The sequence below is a fragment of the Alteromonas portus genome (assembly GCF_005117025.1).
GTDB lineage: Bacteria > Pseudomonadota > Gammaproteobacteria > Enterobacterales > Alteromonadaceae > Alteromonas > Alteromonas portus.
In genome coordinates, this window is the sequence record NZ_SWCO01000005.1 from 120670 (window position 1) to 140113 (window position 19444).

Annotated in this window: 15 protein-coding genes; 11 read left to right on the top strand and 4 right to left on the bottom strand. The window is 44.6% G+C overall.

The window, feature by feature from the left end; translation table 11 throughout:
• The first annotated feature begins 6 nt into the window (after positions 1 to 6).
• A complete protein-coding gene (locus E5672_RS08510; RefSeq protein ID WP_136781808.1) occupies positions 7 to 450 on the top strand; it encodes a DUF6314 family protein in 444 nt (147 codons plus the stop codon).
• Positions 451 to 468: 18 nt separating this feature from the next.
• Here the strand turns inward: E5672_RS08510 and E5672_RS08515 are convergent, their stop codons facing one another.
• Together E5672_RS08515 and E5672_RS08520 are read right to left on the bottom strand one after the other, a co-directional pair.
• A complete protein-coding gene (locus E5672_RS08515; protein ID WP_136782265.1) occupies positions 469 to 1332 on the bottom strand; it encodes an EamA family transporter in 864 nt (287 codons plus the stop codon).
• Positions 1333 to 1433: 101 nt separating this feature from the next.
• A complete protein-coding gene (locus tag E5672_RS08520) occupies positions 1434 to 1727 on the bottom strand; it encodes a hypothetical protein (protein ID WP_240692192.1) in 294 nt (97 codons plus the stop codon).
• A gap of 286 nt (positions 1728 to 2013) precedes the next feature.
• On the opposite strand from E5672_RS08520, the gene E5672_RS08525 reads away from it, so the two are divergent.
• The 7 genes from E5672_RS08525 (at position 2014) to E5672_RS08555 (ending at position 11319) form a co-directional block, all read left to right on the top strand.
• On the top strand, positions 2014 to 4014 hold the full coding sequence (locus tag E5672_RS08525; protein ID WP_136781809.1) for a peroxidase family protein: 2001 nt from the start codon (positions 2014 to 2016) through the stop codon (positions 4012 to 4014).
• 349 nt (positions 4015 to 4363) lie between these two features.
• Complete coding sequence (locus tag E5672_RS08530; RefSeq protein WP_136781810.1) at positions 4364 to 6307, top strand: TonB-dependent receptor plug domain-containing protein; 1944 nt, start codon at positions 4364 to 4366, stop codon at positions 6305 to 6307.
• A gap of 132 nt (positions 6308 to 6439) precedes the next feature.
• Positions 6440 to 7582 (top strand): HmuY family protein, encoded by a 1143-nt coding sequence (locus E5672_RS08535; RefSeq protein ID WP_136781811.1) that lies wholly within the window; start codon positions 6440 to 6442, stop codon positions 7580 to 7582.
• On the top strand, positions 7583 to 8542 hold the full coding sequence (locus tag E5672_RS08540; RefSeq protein ID WP_136781812.1) for a heme/hemin ABC transporter substrate-binding protein: 960 nt from the start codon (positions 7583 to 7585) through the stop codon (positions 8540 to 8542).
• Positions 8542 to 9714 (top strand): FecCD family ABC transporter permease, encoded by a 1173-nt coding sequence (locus tag E5672_RS08545; RefSeq protein WP_136781813.1) that lies wholly within the window; start codon positions 8542 to 8544, stop codon positions 9712 to 9714. Before E5672_RS08540 ends, E5672_RS08545 begins: the two co-directional genes overlap by 1 nt.
• 5 nt (positions 9715 to 9719) lie before the next feature.
• Positions 9720 to 10550: an ABC transporter ATP-binding protein gene (locus tag E5672_RS08550; protein WP_136781814.1), complete on the top strand. Its 831-nt coding sequence runs from the start codon at positions 9720 to 9722 to the stop codon at positions 10548 to 10550.
• A gap of 37 nt (positions 10551 to 10587) precedes the next feature.
• Positions 10588 to 11319, top strand: a complete 732-nt coding sequence (locus E5672_RS08555; protein WP_136781815.1) for a HugZ family pyridoxamine 5'-phosphate oxidase — start codon at positions 10588 to 10590, stop codon at positions 11317 to 11319.
• Positions 11320 to 11478: 159 nt separating this feature from the next.
• On the opposite strand, the gene E5672_RS08560 is transcribed toward E5672_RS08555, so the two are convergent.
• The gene (locus E5672_RS08560) at positions 11479 to 12348 is read right to left on the bottom strand and encodes a LysR family transcriptional regulator (RefSeq protein WP_161569383.1); all 870 of its coding nucleotides are present in this window, start codon (positions 12346 to 12348) and stop codon (positions 11479 to 11481) included.
• Positions 12349 to 12456: 108 nt separating this feature from the next.
• Here E5672_RS08560 and E5672_RS08565 point away from each other — a divergent pair, with 108 nt between their 5' ends.
• Entirely contained in the window at positions 12457 to 13203 is a 747-nt protein-coding gene (locus tag E5672_RS08565; RefSeq protein WP_136781817.1) for a hypothetical protein, read from the top strand.
• A gap of 156 nt (positions 13204 to 13359) precedes the next feature.
• On the opposite strand, the gene E5672_RS08570 is transcribed toward E5672_RS08565, so the two are convergent.
• Positions 13360 to 16488, bottom strand: coding sequence for a TonB-dependent receptor (locus E5672_RS08570; RefSeq protein WP_136781818.1), 3129 nt, complete (start codon positions 16486 to 16488; stop codon positions 13360 to 13362).
• 525 nt (positions 16489 to 17013) lie between these two features.
• On the opposite strand from E5672_RS08570, the gene E5672_RS08575 reads away from it, so the two are divergent.
• Positions 17014 to 18861, top strand: coding sequence for a DUF6152 family protein (locus E5672_RS08575; protein WP_240692193.1), 1848 nt, complete (start codon positions 17014 to 17016; stop codon positions 18859 to 18861).
• Positions 18862 to 18871: 10 nt separating this feature from the next.
• Positions 18872 to 19369, top strand: coding sequence for a DUF6644 family protein (locus E5672_RS08580; protein ID WP_136781819.1), 498 nt, complete (start codon positions 18872 to 18874; stop codon positions 19367 to 19369).
• The last annotated feature ends 75 nt before the right edge of the window (positions 19370 to 19444 follow it).

Below are 19444 nucleotides of genomic sequence, written 5' to 3' on the forward strand. Positions count from 1 at the left end.
GGCACAATGACAGTTAACTCTCCTAATACCTTGGACGATTTTGCTGGGCGATGGACGCTAACGCGCAAAATCATCCAGCGAAATGGCGATGTTTTTACCTTTTCTGGCGAGGCTGAATTTAGCTGGCTGGAAGGCAGCGTACAAGATGAAAAAAGCGGCTTGGCGTATTACGAAAAAGGCGAGGTTACTGCGCCTAACGGCAGTATAATGCTAGCTGAGCGTCGGTATTTCTGGCAGCAGCCTCAAACTGGTTTATTTGAAGTGTTGTTCGACGATGAACGTTATTTTCATTCTTTCAGTGCGACCAACCCAAACGCTGAGCACTTATGCGGCGATGACAATTATGTAGTGCGCTATGACTTCACAGCGTGGCCTGTGTGGCGCTCTACATGGCAGGTCATTGGGCCGCGTAAAGACTACACCATGATAAGTGAGTATAGTCCTGCGTAGCGTTGGCTTTGGTAAGGCTTATGCTCGCCCCTGTTTTTTGGCGTATTGATGAGACATCCAAAGCGCAACAGCGATGATGGCACCACCAAGAAACAGGCGAGTAAAATCGGTGTCTTTTTGCCAAAGGAGTAAGTTAACCACAAGCCCTGCCGGAATAAGCGCATTATTCATAATGGCTAGCGTACCACCAGAAACTTTAAGCGCACCTTGATTCCAAAAGTAATACCCAAGCCCCGATGCCACAATACCCAACCACAATAGCACTCCCCATTGCTCGGTATTTTTTGGTAGGTGACTTGGATTGCCGAATAGGAAAAACGCAGGTAAGGCAACAGCCAGCGCGCCCAAATAAAACCATGCAAAAACGTTGTGATAAGGCACTTGGGTTGTAAAAGTAGAGGCCAGCTTTTTGTAGCCTACTTGTCCTAGCGCAAAGCACAGGTTCGCGCCCTGAACAATGGTAAAACCAAGCCAAAAGCTATCGCTTATGCCATTAAAGCGGATTATTGCTGCCCCGGCGGTGGCGATAAGCGCGCACAGCAAATGAAACGGAGTAAAGCGCTTAAACAGAGCGTCGTTTAATATGACTACATAAAGTGGTGTGAAAATGGTGAAAAGCAGTACTTCCGGCACGGACAAATACAAAAACGCGTGATAGAAGAAGATGTACATTAACCCTAACTGCACAGCCCCCAAACCTGCCAACGCCGCTTTTTGCTTGGCGCTTAGTAGTGATAAATTAAGAAACGGAAGAAATACTAAAGCAGCAAGAATAATGCGGGTTAGTACAGCAAAGTAGCTATCTACCGAGCCCGCCAAAAATTCACCGATAAGTGAAAAGGAAAATGCCCATAGGCAAGTTACTGCAACAAGGTATAGCACGCGATTATCTTCTTCAATTTTCTGCAAAATAGTCTGCGCGCTAAAGTATTTCAATGCACAGCGTTAATCAACCTTTGGTTTGCAACGTTTGCTGATTACACTTAGTGAACAGCGTTGGGTACTAAAGGTGTTTGTGCGGGTTTTACCTTGCTATCCTTCTTATTACATTCCTTAAATTCGCCCGCTTCTTCAACAAGTGCCGTCATAGCGTCAATAATATCTAAAAAGCTCGATAGTTGTTCTGGCGTCAGTCCATTAGACAAATTTTCGATTTTATTAATAAGTTGTTTAGTAGGTAGGCGCATAGTGTCAAAATCTCGTTGTTTTCTAGTGTGAAAGCTAAATTTCCAAGGTATAGCGTTATCAAAAACGTTATTTTCAACTGAATACTTCAATAAACTTGCCAACTTTTTTCTGACGGTTTTGCGCAAAAATCTTTGCTTATCAAATTTTTATATCATTTGAATTATTCCTAATCTTGTTTTGCGTTCAGCGATATCTATTAAACCTAATGATAACGGCTGCTTTTCCATGTCGAAATTATAAGTAATTTCTCCGCGTGTTGCTCTATTAGCACGTTGTAGTGAGTTATTACTAAGCAGTGAGTTCATGATTAAGTGCGTTTTAATCTGTTCTCGTAAACCTAGTTACTTCTTGTAGAAGTGAAAGAAGGCGTTGAATATGAAAAAAGTAAGAATGTCACTGACAGCAGCTGTCATTGCCATCAGTGCCTGTAGTTCTGATGAAAACAATGTTAATACACCCCCTGTAGTAGAAGCAGGGGAAAGGCAAACAATAGATGAAAGGTCTATGGTAGTGCTTCAGGGTAATGCTAGCGATACGCAAGGCAGCGTTAGCGTTCAATGGGAGCAGATCTCGGGAGAGACGGTGGATATCGAGGACGCAAACACTTTAACTGCGAGCTTTCGTGCCCCATCTACTTCAGATGACGAAACCCTAGTATTTCGTCTTACCGCGACCGATGGCGAAGGGGTTACGGCTTCTGATGACGTGACCGTAGTGGTTAACGACCGCAGAGCATCCTCACAAGGGATAAACGAAGATGCTAACGAACGAAGAGAACGTGTTAATAATGACAGGGACGACGACAATGACTTTGTTGATAATAGAGAAGTGAGAACCATAGATGGCTCTTTAAACAATAATGCTAACCCACTGTGGGGGGCTGCGTTTACCCAATTAAAACGTTGGGGTGAGCCAGACTATGAAAATGGCATTTCTACTATGTCGGGGGTAAATCGACCTAGTGCTCGCTTAATTTCCAACAATATACACCATCAAGAAACCGGTGAAGTTATTCCTAACAATTTCGGTACGTCTGATTTCGTTTGGCAGTGGGGGCAGTTCATCGATCACGACTTCGGGTTAACTGATGGTCTTGAGGAAATTGCAGATATCTCGGTCCCTACCGGAGATCCTTTTTTTGACCCGCAAAGCACCGGTTCCGCGACTATTTTGTTCTCTAGGGCCATTTTTGACCATGACACTGGAACGAGTACCCGTAATCCAAGAGAGCAAGAAAACGAGCTTACCGCATGGATAGACGGCAGTATGATCTATGGCTCGGACGAACAACGTGCATCAGCAATAAGGGTAGGGGAAGATAGCCCTTACTTAGCGACAAGTGAAGGTAACTTGCTGCCTTTCAATACCAGCGGTCAAACCAACGGTAACGCGTTTGGTGTGGAAGACGACGAGCTGTTTTTAGGCGGTGAAGTGCGTGCCAACGAACAGGTTGGACTAACTGTCATGCATACCTTATGGGTTAGGGAGCACAATAGACTTGCGGCAATTTTGGCTGAACAGTCGCCTAGAGCATCAGGCGAAGAAATCTTCCAAGCAGCACGTCGATTAGTGATAGCTGAACTTCAGGCTATAACTTACAACGAGTATTTGCCCGCGCTTATTGGCGATAACGCGCTATCTCGCTATGAAGGGTATGATAATACCGTTGATCCCGGGCTTTATAATGCGTTTTCTGTTGCAGCATTTCGTCATGGTCATTCGCTTATCAACGACCAGATACTGAGACTTGATGCACAGGGAAATACGATTGACGAAGGAAATTTATCTGTAAGAGAAGTGTTCTTTACTGCGCCTAGCATTCTTACCAATGAGCAAAGTATTGAGCCTATTTTAAGAGGTCTTGCAGGTCAGCTACACCAAGCTATCGACGTGAAAGTTACTAGTGAACTGCGTAACTTTTTATTCGGTTCACCCGGCCAAGGGGGCTTAGATTTGGTTGCGCTAAATATTCAAAGAGGAAGAGATCACGGTGTGCCTTCCTACAATGATATGCGCGACCAATTCGGACTAGCGCGCAAACAGTCGTTCAGTGAAGTAACCTCAGATACTGAGTTACAAGTAGCGCTTGAGGCAACCTATGCAAGCGTTGACGATATTGACTTGTTTACTGGCGGTCTTGCAGAGGACCCAGTGGCGGAAGAAGGTTCTCAGTTAGGTCCTTTATTTCGCGCAATGGTCACGGAGCAATTTGAAGCCCTTCGAGATGGTGACAGGTTTTGGTACCAAAATTATCTAACAGATGAAGAGCTAGACATGATTGATGGGGTGACGCTAGCCGATGTTATTCGTAACAACACAGGCATTGGAAATGAAATACCAGACAATGTGTTTTACGTAAATGACTCGACTAACTAGCTACAAATTGCATACCGCTACACCATTTGTGTAGCGGTCTTCCTACTACTAATTTTTTTGTTGTAAGGGAAGCCGCATTACTAAGAGTAGAAGGAAAATGCTTTTTTCTTTCTATCTCTTTTTTATTCCACTATGTCGTGTTGCCAATCCAACGTGATGCTGTTCTTTTCTCGCAAAACATCGAAAATTTTTTAACGTCCTATCGCTCTGTTTTTAATGCAAAAAATACGTTTAACCCAATGCTGTAGCAGAGTATTTCTAACGAATTTCTACATTTCTTCTTGCAAAACGTTTCTAAATAAATAAGATCAAACGCAAATCATTATCATTTGCGTTAAAGGAAAAATAAATGAAACGAGTTCACTTTTTACCTCCACTTTTGGTAGCCGCTAGCTTTCCGTTGGCTTTTTCAGTTTTAGCAGAAGGTGATCTTGAACGCGTTGTTGTTACAGGCACTAGAACACCAAAGTTATTGGCATCCTCACCTGTAAAAGTTGACGTGGTAGATAAAGAGGACATTGCTCGATTAAGTAAAGGCACACTACGCCAAGTGCTAGAAGTGATGCCCGGTGTTGTGGTTAGACGCAGTCAAAAAGACGGGTACAACGTTCAGCTAAATGGCTTCAATGGTGACCATGTGCTGGTGTTAATCAACGGCCAACCTATTATTTCACCTACAGGTTCTTCGGTCGATCTTGACCAAATTAGCGTTGCTAATATTAAGCAAATTGAAATTGTACGAGGCGCCGCTTCTGTGCTTTACGGCAGCTCTGCGATGGGCGGCGTTATCAATATCATTACCGAAAAGGTAGAAGGCTCGCAGTTTTCAGCAGACTACGAGGCATCTTATTTTACCGATGATGCAATTGACGGTGATGAATTCGGGCATACGTCTAGGGTCACTGCAGCGAAAGCAGTAAGCAATTGGCAGCTTGGCATAACGGCCCAAAATATTACTAACCCTGGTTTTGATTACGACAACGAAACCACGTCACAAGATGGTGGCGCGGTAGACAAATCTTTTGTGCAAATGTCTTTATCGACGTTGATAAATAACATTAGCGTGCAATACAAAGGGCAATGGCTGGACGAGCAAAAAAACAAACCTCAGTCATCAATACCGGGTCAAGCCACCATTATTAGTTATCTTTCAAACGTTACCCAGTGGCAGCACGACGTTCGCGTTGAACAGCAGTACGATTGGCATATCAACACACGCTATCTTTCACATAATGAAGAAAGCGGGAACAGCAATGGGTTACGTCAAACCGATATTCAGCTTGCGGAATTAGAAGCGCAAAAGATTTACTCCACCAAAGATATTGAGTGGGTAGGCGGCCTTGTTTTACATGGCGACACGCTGGACCAGCAAAACCTCAGCACGGGCACGGTTGAAGTTGACGACGTAAGTAGAGAAAGTGCCGAGCTTTATTTACAAGGAAACTGGCAGAAAAACGACACCCAGCTTTTAGCTGGCGCAAGAATACAAAACGATTCTGATTTTGGTTGGCATACAGCATTTAAAACAAGTGCAAGCCAGTCATTTAGTGCTGACAGCACTTCATGGCAACTTCGCGCAGGGGCTGGCAGTAGCTATCGTGTGCCTAACCTCAAGGAACGCTATTACATCTTCGACCATAGTAACTTAGGTTATATGGTGCTTGGCAACGACGCACTTACCCCTGAAACCGCGCTGAATGCCAACTTAGGTGCTAATCTTCGAATAGAACCGACCCAAAATGATTGGTTATATCACCTTGATATTAACCTTCATTACACTAAAGCTGATGACTTCATCACCACAGCGGTAGACGTGGATGCATCGCAAGAGGCAGGTTTAGATATTTCAGTTTATCAAAACCTCGATGAAGCTACCCTTTACGGTGCAGATTTAAGCGCCAGCGCGCAGAATGATAATTGGCAGTGGCAACTGAATTACAGTTATTTAATTACTGAAGATGGCAGCTCACAGCGCTTGCCTGAACGCCCTACTCATTTAGTTAAAGCATCCGTTACCTATCAGTTTAGCCAAACCGACACCAGCCTTCAGCTTTACGGAGTGCATGAGGGAAATGTGTCGCCTTCCAGTGGCTATATCACAATTGCCAAAGACAGCTTTACCACGCTTAACGCAGTCGTGCAGCACCAGTTCACGCCTCAGTGGCAAGCGCGCCTTGGACTTGAAAACCTCACTGATGAACATCGCTCATCTGACGCTCTTGTGGCGGGCGCTTTTGATGCAAGGCCCATTGCTGCTAGGCGATTGTATCTGGGTGTGAGTTACCAGTATTGAAATAACCAAATAACGAAAGCACCGACACAGAAAACAGCGTTTGAGATCAAAACAAAAAATACCTAACGGCAGATCCCAAACCAACAACTAAAAACCGCTGGTTAATTCGGCAAATTTTAATAAGGAAAACACATGAACAAAACCTATTTAGCGTTACTGCTTGCCATGACATTCGGACTAACTGCTTGTGGCAGCTCAAGTAGTGATGACACCTCTGTTGAAACGCCTGATGAAGTGACCGATGGTAGCGGAGATTCAGATGCCGGAAGCAGTGACGGCGAAAACGAAGAGGGAACCATTTACGGGCCTTTTAGTACAGGGTCTACATCCGAGCCTGTGGCTGTGTACTTTGACTTAGATACACAAACGCAACTTACGCTTACTGAAGAAGAAGCCGCAACAGATACCACGTGGGATATTGGCTTTAAGCGTACCAATGTGTTTTTAAATACAAACCAGGAAACCGCTGTTAGCCTTTATTTTACCGGAAATAATAATGACTTTTACGATGATACGGGCGCGCCAGTGTCTGACTTATTCTTAAATGCCAGTGCTGACAGCGAACTAGACGACTACTTAGCTGTTACTCAAAGTGGTATACCAGAAGCTGAAGCGTTCAGTACAGATACAGAAACCCAGGTGATCGGCGATACCTTTTACAACTACGACTTCACCACTCACGTAGTAACGCCAAATGAAGAAACCTATTACATCGTGTCCTCTGACAGCAACTACACAAAATTTCACGTTACCGATATTGTTACTGAAGGGCGAGGTATCGGTGAAATAACCCTTGGCGTTATGCATCAAAGCGTTCTTGACGGGCAAACCACCTTTGCTGAAGAAGTCGCACTGACCCTTGATGCGGTGGGTTGTAGCGACGCCGTTTACGTTGACTTCGATATGCAGCAAGTAGTTACACAAGCAGACGGTTGGGATCTATCAATTCCATGTGCGGACGGAGCGGGGGAATTTACCCTTTCTATTGCTGATGATGCGACCGTACTTCGCACCGACGCTGAAACGTACGATGGCGTGGATACCGAAGCGGCACAGTTTTATGGCTTCAGTGAAGAGACCGTTAGCGAGTACGCGATGAGTGCGAACAACTGGTATTTCTACGACAGTACCAGCCACTTACTTTACTCACAGTTTGGGGTTTATTTAATTCAGGCAGGCGATACGACTTACAAGCTTCAAATTACTAGCTACTACGATGAAGAGGGAACATCAGGTGCGTATAGTTTCCGCGCCGACCCGGTAAGTGGAGAGTAAATGATGTTGCAAAAGGCTCTTTCACTTTCATCTATTGCCGTAAAAGCGTTGTGTACTGTGATGGTAGGGTGGAGTTTGTTTGCAGTAGGGGCGTTTAGCGCCCCTTTAGATGAAACGCAAACTGCATCTCCTAGAATTGTTACCGCTGGCGGCAGTATCACCGAAATTGTTTTCGCATTAGGACGAGGCGATTGGGTAATTGCAACTGACAGTACCAGTATGTACCCAAAAGAAGCGGCAAGTTTAACAAAGCTTGGGTACTTTCGTCAGCTTAGCACTGAAGGAGTATTGGCCCAACAGCCCACAATGCTGCTAGGAGCAGAGGCGACAGGCCCAAGTGTTGCGCTTGAACAAATAGCCCATGCTGGCGTAGAGGTTACTACCTTTAACGTAGACAAAAACTTAATTGGTCTAAAGCGCCTAGTACTGGATATCGGCGAAAAACTATCGGCAAGTGATAACGCCGTTGCCCTTGTTCACGATATTGAAAAGAAGGTAGAGCAACAAAAAGCGCGGTACGCAGATAAAACCTTAGCGTTCAATACGCCAATTAAAGCGCTTTTTGTAGTGGCGAATAATGACAGAGGAATAACGGTTGCGGGTAAAAATACCGTGCCCCAAGCGCTATTCGATACGCTGGGTATCGTTAATATAGGTGCAGCAGTGGAAGGCTACAAAGTGATGAGTGCCGAGTCTGTGCTGATGCAAGACCCTGATATCGTGATTGCCGCTGGTCACATGCTACGTGGGAAAAGCGCGAAGGACGCACTTTGTACGCACCATGCGTTGGCAACCACCTTTGCCGGTATTCATTGCCTAGTTGATGCCATGGATAGCAGCATTAGCTTGGGGCTTTCTCCGCGCTTTGATGTAGCGCTTCAGCGTGTTGCAGAGCACGCAGGAAAAGCCATTGAAATGAAACAAACGCAAAATGCTGCTAACAGTAGAACGAGTCAATAATGCAGTTATCTTCCGCAGCTAAGCATAGTAATAACCTAGGCGATAACTCAAGTGATAACCCACGCGATTATTCAAGTGATTACCGACTGACGCCTGTAGTCCTTCAGCTTATTAATGCCCGCGCGCAGCGAAAACGTATAGGCATGGGAATACTGGTTGTATTGCTGTTGATCTGTGCTTATGTAGGGTTAACCCGCGGCAGTTTACCCATTGATATTGAACAGCAACTTAAATACTTCATTAGCGGCGTAAATACGGTAGAAAGTACGGTAGAAAATACGGCAGCAAACACAACCCATTGGTATGTGTTGTCTGAAATAAGGCTGCCAAGGGTGATCATGACAATGCTGATTGGCGCGCTTCTAGCCGTATCTGGCTGTGCAATGCAGGGGCTAGTGCGCAATCCGCTTGCCGACCCTGGTTTAATTGGTATTGCAGGTGGCGCGGCCGCAGCCGCAGCCCTTAGTATGACCATAGTACCTCCGCTCATCCCCGCGCTTGAGTCTATATGGGTAGCCATGTGGGCATTTGGTGGTGCACTACTTTCTGTATGGACAGTGCTTCGGTTTTCAAATGGACCGCAAGGCGTTTCAGTAGCCGCGCTTATTTTGGCTGGGGTTGCCATTAACGCCTTAACCGGAACCGTAATAGGGGCTATTAGTTATGTAGCAAGCGATGATGCACTTCGCCAAATAAGCTACTGGACCATGGGTAGTCTTGCCGGAGCAAGCTGGACGCTTTGTGGTCTTATTGCGCTAGCTGGGCTTGTGGCTTTTACTGGTCTTATGAAGTCACGTAATGCGCTTAACTTACTCGCGCTTGGTGAAAAAGAGGCGGCTTATATGGGGCTTAATGTTACCCGATACAAACACTGGGTTTTATGGCTGGTGGCGTTCTCTGTGGCACTAGCGACGGCGCTGTGCGGCATTATTGGCTTTGTAGGTTTGGTGGTGCCCCACATGTGCAGGGCAATATTTGGTGTAAACCACAAGGTGCTGATACCTGCCAGCGCATTGATGGGCGCATTGCTATTAATGGTTGCCGATACATTGGCTCGTACCTTATTTGTGCCTATGGAAATACCTATTGGTATTGTTACATCAGCAGTAGGGGCGCCATTTTTCCTTTACTTACTGTGGCAACAACGCCGCATATTTGGTGGTGGGGTGTAGCTAAAATGAAAATGGAAATTTTAAAGCAAAGTGAGAATGGCAAACCGTTAAGCACGGCGTTGCTTACATTAAAAGATGTTGTGATAGCCAGAGGTGACACGCGTTTGCTTGAGCAAATATCTTTGTCATTTAACACTGGTGAGTTTACCGCGATAGCGGGTGAAAATGGATGCGGTAAATCTACGCTACTTACTATGCTTAGTGGTGTAGAAATGCCATCTGCTGGAACGCTAACGCTTGGCGGAAAAAAAATTAGTTTGCTAAGTGCAAATCAATTAGCAAAGCAGCGTGCAGTGATGGCACAAAGCGCGTCAACACCATTTGGATTTATCGCCGACGAGTTACTTCATTTGGCGCGGTATCAGTATGTTGAGTCGTTAGAACAAAAGAGTCGGTTGATTCATGGTATTGCCGAGCAGTTTGACATAACGCATTTACTTGCTCGCAATATTCAAACCTTATCTGGCGGGGAAAGGCAGAGAATATTTTTAGCTAAATCTATTCTTCAAATAATACCGGGCGATCAAAACGAGAGTTTGGAAGGCAAGCTTTTGCTGTTAGACGAACCCACCTCAGCCTTAGATTTACGCCATCAGAAACTCGTCATGCAGCAACTGGTTGCACTGCGGGCAAAAGGGCTGTGCATTATTTGCGTAAGTCACGATCTAAATTTAATTTCCCCTTATTGCGACAGACTCATTTTACTGGGGGAAAAGCAGTGTTTAGCCGACGGGACACCAGTGCAAGTACTTACTACCGATATGCTTTCTCGGTGCTATCACACCCAGTTAAACCTAATTAAAAACGAACAAAAACAAGTTTTCGTGACACATTAACTTTTACGAAAACCGATAAACAAGAACGGAGTTAACCATGAGCATGCAAGATATTGCATTTCAAGCAAAACAGCTAAGCCGCACCCATCACAGCGGTGTATTAGGTACGCATTCAACATCAATGCCCGGCTACCCTTTTGGTTCGGTTGTACCTTATTATTTAACGCCTGCTGGTGACGCAATTATCTACATCAGTGATATCGCACTGCATACGCGTAATATTAAAGCGAACGACAAGGTTAGCTTAACCATTTTCGATGCTAGTGAAGATGACTCTCAGGCGAATGGCCGGGTGACAATTATGGGGAGTGCGGAGCTAGCGAACCAAGATGACGTGAAAGCACAGTATCTTCGTTTATTCCCACAAGCTAAAAAATACGAGCAAACCCACGATTTCAATTTTTACGTTATTCGTACTGAGCGAGTACGTTTTATTGGTGGGTTCGGAAAAATCCATTGGGTTGATAAAAACTATTGGCGCGTTGAAGCCCAAGACTGGCATAGCGCAGCAGAGGGCATGATTACCCATATGAATGAAGACCATCAGGACGCGATGCATCTTATCTTGCAGCACAAAGTAGGTGTTAACGTTGAAGCGCCGATAATGCACAGCGTATTTCCAGAAGGCATGCATTGCGGTACAGAAAAGCAGACTTGGTTTATCCCTTTTGAGGCGCCATGCATGTCTTCAACAGACGTACGAAAAGCGTTAGTGAAACTAACCAATGACGCACGGAATGCGCTTAACGTACCCAAAGCGGTGTCGTAGTCAGACTGCATAATGCGATATCCATAAGGGGCGGCTTATAGTGTGGGTCGCTTTTGTTTAAGGAGGCTTGGGCTTGCAGCTGCTAATATGGTCCGTTTGTTATAAACAAAGCGTTGTTCTGCAGCAGTAAGCCAGCTAAATGGTTTACCGTAAATAGACTTATGCCTCTCCTTCAACGAGCGTTTTTTTAGCCATTAACGCATCGGTTAAAAACTGCATCAGCAATTTTACTTTGGGCTGTTCATACAAATCAGGGTGGGTGAGAAGCCAAATATCGTATTTCAAAACGGGCGCGCTGCCCGGTAATCGCACTAGGTCGGGGTGTGGGTCGCCCATGAAACATGCTGCTCTTCCCATACCTACGCCGTTTAATATAGCGTGATATCGAGAGATGATGTCATCGATTGCTATTCCAATTGTTACCTCTGGGTAAGGCGATTGTGCTAGCCACTGCGGCCAAACTTCATTCTCTAACGGCGCAATCCAGCGCCAGTCTTTACGGGGCGTATTTTCACAGTAATCTTTGTGTGCATAAAAGCACAAGCCTAGCTTGTAAAGTCGCCTACCAATTAAGTGTTCTGGTAATTTAGGTGCCCCGCGTATTACGACATCCGCCTCACCTTTGTCTAAATCGGCGAACGTTGTGGAGCTTTTCACTTTTAATTGAATAGACGGATATAGCCGAGTGAACTCACCGAGTTCTTTGGCTAATAAAAACTGCGACATGGGCTCGCCCAGTGAGAGCGTTATTGGGCCTGCGAGCTTTTCATTGCTTGCGCAGTAAAGTCGTTCTGACTCGCGAACTACATTTTCAACCTGCATTGCGGTGGCGACAAGCTGCTCGCCAAAAGGGGTAGCGCGGTACCCGCCTGGAATACGCTCGAAAATACTGGCGCTATATTGTTTTTCCAATAATGCCAAGCGTCTTGCCACCGTGGTATGAGTGGTTCCTAGAGCTACAGCGGCCGCTCTTAAGGTTATCGACCTGTGAAGGGCAAGAATTAATGCGTAATCGTTCCAATCTTTCATGGAACAATAATGCACCATTGTGAGTAAAAAACAAACCGTGTTTTGGGTTGCTTCAGTTGCTAATGTATTTGCATAACCACAAAGTTAACTATCACAGAGAGAGTTTGAATGTCACTTAATTCAATAAATTTCATGGCTTTAAGTTTTGGGTTGTTGAGTGTTTTGTTTGCTTCACCCGTAATAGCTAATGAAAAAGAGAAAACGCTGTCGGTGCATTTTAATCCAGGCGCGGTGATGCAGCTTATTGCACCTGTAACTGAAGCGGAAAAACGGCCGCTGCGTGATAAGTATTTTGAATTAGGAGCATCAACAGCACGCGAATATGGATATACCCAACATGGGGTGCTTGTCGTTGAAAAAACGCTAATAGGAACATTTAGTCCTAACGTATTTGTGGTAAGTCAGTGGCCTTCACTTAACGCGCAAAAATCATTTCAATCGCTACCACTTTTTAGCGAAATAAAGGCGTTAAGAAGAGAGGCTTGGGAAGCGTTAAAGCTTTATGACTATGAAGTAACTAAGCCTACCACGCTGACATTTTCGACAGACAAGATATATTCAGTTTCATTGGCCTGGGTGAACCCAAAAGCACCTAACAACTATTATGATTTTATCGACAGCTTTGCGAAAAAAGCGCAAGCGTTGGGCGGTAAAGTGATATCCATAACTCAGGATATATCACTAAGTGATCATAACCCCTATGCTGTAGCGCCACAGCAGATTGTGATTCTAGAGTGGAATAGCGCGAATGATATTGAGGCGGTTCTTGCTTCATCAGAATATGCAGCGCAGCTCGAAAAGCTTAAAAACGGCACAGTAGATTTTGAACTGCATGCGGTGCGCCCAAGGGTGTAGTAGTCTGCGTGACGCGGTAGTTCACTAATTGCAGCGGTTAACGCAACGAAAAAAGCATCGCCTTGGGTTTATGTAGGGCGATGCTTTATTTTCAACTACGTCTGTAAGCCTTGCGGTTACGTTAGAAGCAATTAAATAGTGCTTTTAAGAGCAGCATTAAAACGTATATTTAACGCCAACCTTAATTCTCCAAGTTGATTGCTCTTCGTCGAAAGAATCGTAGTTGCGCGTATCTGTGCCGCCATAAGCTTCTTGATAAACATATTGGCCTGCCTCATTCACATCGTAATCAAACAAAATCTGCTGAGGGTAGGTCATTTCGTAAACCTTACCCCAGTCGTCATTCAGCAAGTTTGCAAAATTATCGATGTTTAGATAAATGCGGCCTTTATGACCTTCAACAAATCCCGGGATTTCTTGAGAAATCGCTAAGTCCATAGTGGTAACCCAAGGCTGCGTGTTAGCGTATTTATCTACGTAGCCTCCAGCGTAACCTGCTACACCAGCTTGCTCTGCAATAGCCATAATTTCGTCGTAGCTTAGGCCACTTTCGAAATCTACCGCAGCGTCGTTTGCACCAGAAGGAATATAAGGTAGATAAATATCTGAATCGTCAAACGCGGTTTGATCGCCTAAGTCGCCGTCTTGGTATGAACCGAGTACCCATGAGAATGGTTGGCCTGAGCGGCGCTCAAAGAATAAGTTAACGTTAGTGTTATATCCTTCAAAGAATTGATGGGTATAGCCTAAGTTAACCAACAAGCGATGCTTAGTTTCATAGTATGCGGTGCCTAACAGCGGGTCGTTACGATTTACGGTTACTTCGTACTGATAGTTTGATTCGCCAGTAGAGCTTGTACCAGGGTTAACTTCAGTAATATCTTGGTGAGTATAAGAAGCATTTAGGCTGAAGCCGTTATCCCATTGCTTAGCCAATGCCGTGGTAAATAGAATGCTGCGGCCGCCATCGTCAGAATTGGTAAGCTGAATGTCATAGTTATCAGCATATTCAGTTCCATCGTAAACGTTGTCCCAAATGATACGACCGTCCACTGTACTATTGCCGTTGTCTACACGAGACAGATCTTCCCAATAGGCTGCATTTTTACGGTCAACATAGGTAAGCTCTGTGGTCCATGCAAAGTTATCGCCCACATTTGGAATATCGAAGGTGTAGTCTGCCGCTATTTGATAGCGCCAGTCTGAGGGTAGCTCAAAATCAGGATCGATACTGTTTGTGCTACCAGCACCTTGTACTAGCGCACTTTGCGCTTCAGTTGGAACTGATGTGAAGTCGACAGAGGTAGCGTCTAAATCTGAAAAGGTGATTGAATCGTTTGTGACGCCATCAGAGGTATAAGCGTTAGATATCCACACCAATGGCATACCGCCGTAGAAGCGTCCTACACCACCGCGAAGCGTAAGCTTATCACTAAGCGTCCAGTTGAAACTTAGTCGAGGTAAGACAATATCAAAGCCATCTAGGTTCTCAGTATTAGCAAACCCATAGGTATTAGCAAAGTTATCGTTAAGTTGCGGTGAGTCTTCAACCGTAAGGTACTCATAACGAAGGCCACCAGTTACCATAAAGTCTTCGAATAACTCAAAGGTTGCGTCACCATAAAGCGCGTAGACCGTGCTTTCTACATCATAGGCCAAGTCATCTACAGAATTGGTATATGCGTTTGCATATTCGAAGAACGAAATATCTTGGTTAGCAAAACCTTCGACATCGTCAAAGTACCATGTGCCCAATGAATCACGACCATACAGGTTGTAGTTCCATGTATTCTCAATTTCGGCACCAAACTTATATTCAATATCACCGGCGAGGTAGGTGGCGTGAGCCGCAAAGTTCCATACTTCATTTTCTAGTACATTGGCGTGGCGGTTTTCATCTACGCCAGCAACAATAGAGTAGCCGTTATCGGTACCCGTTGCAGTATCTATGTTGATTTCACCCCAATTTGAAGCGGTAACAGAGGCTTGCTCAAATTCTTTGTAAGATACACTTATCTCAGTTTGAAGATTATCGGTCCAATCTGAGTAGATATGCGTGGTGTAGTAAGTATTCTTTTGGGCAAGTGTCCAGGTGTTGGAGGTAAGGTGCACTTCTTCGGCATCGTCATTGTAGTTTTGTGCCGCGGTATTTTCTTGATAGCTGTAGGTGAAGTCAGCACGATGATGGTTATTGATGTTCCAGTCTAGTTTAACCAAGAACTTCTCATCTTCATCGGCGTCGGGCGCGCCAGCAATCGAGTCTTCCAATCCGTATGTTTCACTAAGAGCAGTAATGACGTTCTCTGCTGCGGTGACTAATTCTGATGGATAAGCGGAAGCATTAAAGCCTGTATCTATTTCTTCTTCCCATTTTTCATAAGAACCAAAGAAGAAAAGTTTATCTTTTATGAGCGGTCCGCCTAACGTGAAACCATATGAGGACTCTTCGTTATCAACATCATATTCTGTATTGTAAAGCTTTGTGTCTTCGGCCGTGCCTGAAAAAGGGACTTCTTCATAAAACATAGTACCATGAAAGTCATTTGTACCAGATTTTGTCACCACGTTTACATTACCACCACCAAACTTCCCGGCACGAGCTGTAAAAGGGGTAAACTCAACAGACACTTGGCTAATAGCGTCTAACGAAACAGGTGGGCGAGAAGTAGGGTATCCGTTTGACTGCAAACCAAAGGTGTCGTTAACACCTACACCGTCTACGGTGAAAGTATTGTATTTAGGGTTTGAGCCAGCAATGCTCAATTCTTCTCCGTCAGCGCTTACCACTGCCAGTGGGTTCGAGCGTACAATGTCTTTGATATCGCGATTAAATGTAGGCATGTTGGAAATGGCGGACTCTCCGAAGACTGAGTTTGAGCCATTATTCGCAAAAAAATCTCGACTACCTGTAACCGTCACACGCTCAATACTGGACGCAGACTCCAGCGCTGTATCTAGCTCGAAGGTGTCATTTAACTCTAAGTAAACATCTTCGATAACGCGGCCTTGGAACTTATCTGACTCAACAATAATCATATAAGGGCCACCAACGCGCAAACCACGGGCTGAAAATACGCCATCTTCGTTAACCGTGACTTCTTTTACAGTACCTGAAGGCTGGTGGATAATGGTAATAGCGCTTCCTGCAGCTGGATTACCTTGCGGACCAACAATTGTACCGCGCATTGCGGAAGATTGACCGGTGGCTGCGACCGCTGTAGCGGTAACACCAATAGACAGTGCGACAGCCATCGCAATGCGACTAAGCGAAGTTTTTTTAATCATGTGCTTCTCTTTGTTAATGAAAGTTAGGTTTGTATTTTGTTGTCGATACCAATGCGCTAGGTACTAATACGTATTTAGTAGAGAGGTAAAAAGCCTCTGTTTTCCACAGCCCGCAATTGTTCGTCTTTTATATTTCATTTGTATTTCATTAGTGTAAATTCGAATTTACATAAGCTAATGATTTATAAATCTATTTGAGTGATTTTCGGTCGGAATGGTCAAGTGGATTTACGCAGGTTTACCTCTTTTACGGAACTTTACGGAAAGAGGCTAACTAGGTGTTAAAAAGGTATTCCGAAAGTGAATGGTCGCTAAAAATGAGGTAGGAGTGAGTAGTTAAACTGGAAAAGTTGTCTGTAGTGCTAAGCGTATAATTTAACCCGTCTTTACACTTTTCCTATGGTGAGAGGAGATCCGATTTACTATGATCTACCTACAAACCAAAGACATATCATTGACCTTGTAAACCATTTCCAATCTAGGTGACAAGTGACCCGAACAAAACTATTTATCAAGGAAAAAGTAATGCGGCACCTTGCTTATTTATGTGTTTTTGCTGCGCTATTAACCTCGTTATCAGCACATGCCCACCACGGAAGTAGCGGACAATTCGATACCAATGCAACGGTCGAGTTTAGCGGTAACATTACTAGGGTTCGTCTTGTTAACCCACATGCTTACGTGTATTTCGACTCAATTGATGAAACCGGTAAGGTTACGAACAAACGGTGCGAATTACAGTCTGGTTCTTTGTTAAAGCGAAGAGGCTGGACTCAGTCGCTCTTTAAAACGGGTAGCTTCATTTCCATCAAAGGTTCACCAGACAGAACCGATCCTACTACTTGTTACATGAAAGAAATCACCTTTGAAAATGGTGTTGTCGCATTTCGAAACAGCGAGTTTGATGAAAATGGTAGCGTTTTTGAAAACGGTGAAGGTGCTGTAAAAAACGAGCCGTCAAAAGGTTATAGTGCAGAAGATCATGAAGAAGAAGCCCTTCATAACGAGGACGACCACCATGACGAGGACGATCATCATGATGATGACGAGCACCATGATGAGGACGACCATCTTGACGCCGCGTCACCAGAGCAGACCGTAGACCTAAGTTCGCGTGAGCGTCTTCGCGAAGATGGTTCGTTGAATATGGCTGGAAATTGGGTCATGGTTCGCTCAAGCGAAGGCCCTCCCGGTGGAGGAGGTAGTCGAGCTATGCTAACACCTGCTGGAGAAAAAGCGGTTGAAGGGGCGACATCAGCAGACAACCCTCGATACCAATGTAAGCCTACCAATATCATCATGGACTGGTGGTTCGATATGATGGTCAATCATATTGACCAAACAGATAAACGAATTACGTTGACTTACGGCTTCATGAATTTGAAACGTACGATTTACTTAGACGGCACTACTATTCCAAAAGACTACCAGCCTAATCGTGCCGGTTTTTCTACAGGACATTGGGAAGGCGATGAATTAGTCGTGACAACCACAGGGTTTGATGAAGGGTGGATAATGGCGCCTCTTGGAGGTAATCCTGGCGGCCCGCCACCGGGGCAAGAAAGGGCAAACCGGCCACCACGCCCAGACGGTGAACAAGGCCTGCCTAGTGAGGGGAGAAGTCGCCCTGCGGGAAGACCAGGCCCACCTTCTCCAGCTAAGAACAGTACACAAATGACTATAGTAGAGCGATTTACGCTAAGTGAAGATGGCACTGTTTTAACCAGAAAATATACGATAACAGACCCACTATTTTTAGCGTCACCAATGGAAGGGCAAGATCAGGTAACCTTCACCAATGACAAATACATAGACTACGAATGTGAAGACCTAACCGCTGAACGAGGGTCAGACAGCTTAGGTGGTGTAGGTGTAACACGCGCCTCAGAAAAAGTTGAAGCAGGTCAATCGGTAAAACCTCTTTTGTATTGGTTTGAAGAGACAAAAATTGGAACAACTGTATCGAGCACGCAATGGGGATATCCCATTATCCTGTCGCTGCATGCAATTGGTATGGCGATTATGGTGGGCGTTTCATTGATGTTATGTGCTCGTGTCTTAGGATTTGCATCAAGGATACCTCTCTCATCTTTTACTCCTTATTGGTCGATAGGCTTGATTGGTTTCGTGATTAATTTTCTATCGGGTTCAGCTTTGTTTTTAGGAAACGCTTCCGAGCTTTATTTCAACTTAGCTTTTCGAGTAAAAATTGTAATGGTCATTTTGGGACTTACTTTTACTAAGTTGATGGTCAAAAAAGCGATGTCATCACCAAGCGAAAACGATAAAAGGCATAAGACGCTGGCTGTCGTCGCATTGCTTTGTTGGGTGTTTGCTATTATTGCTGGCCGCTTGATTGGCTACACAGGTTAGGGGCGTAAAAATGAATACTTTTCTATCCACAGTGATCGAGACATTACAATCAAGCCAGCTTAATCATTTCGTTATGGACAATGCTGTAGTATTTCCAATATTAGAAATGGCACATTTTTTAGGTTTAAGCATGCTTTTTGGGGCTTTACTTGTCGTCGATTTAAGGCTTGTAGGTGTTGCCAAAAAAATTCCGCTAAACAATGTTGAGTTGTTTCTCCGTTTTGCCCTTATCGGTTTCGCTATTAATTTGATATCGGGGGTTTTATTTGTAGTAGGCGACCCTGGACGATACCTAGTCAACCTTGCTTTCGGGCTTAAGATGCTGGCTATCGGACTAGCTGGTGTTAATACGATTTACTTTGTAAAAAGAGTAAAACCGCAGCTACATAAGACTCACCAGCCACCAACGATAGGCAAAGAAGCAGCGGTAGTGGCTTGGTTATCTATAGCGCTATGGATGAGCGTTATTGTATTAGGTCGCTTCATTCCTTATGTAGAAACACCTTAAATAAAACTCACTTATTACATCTTCTCATATTGTTACTTTGCATAGCGGTTATTAAGTTAAACCGCTATGCAATGC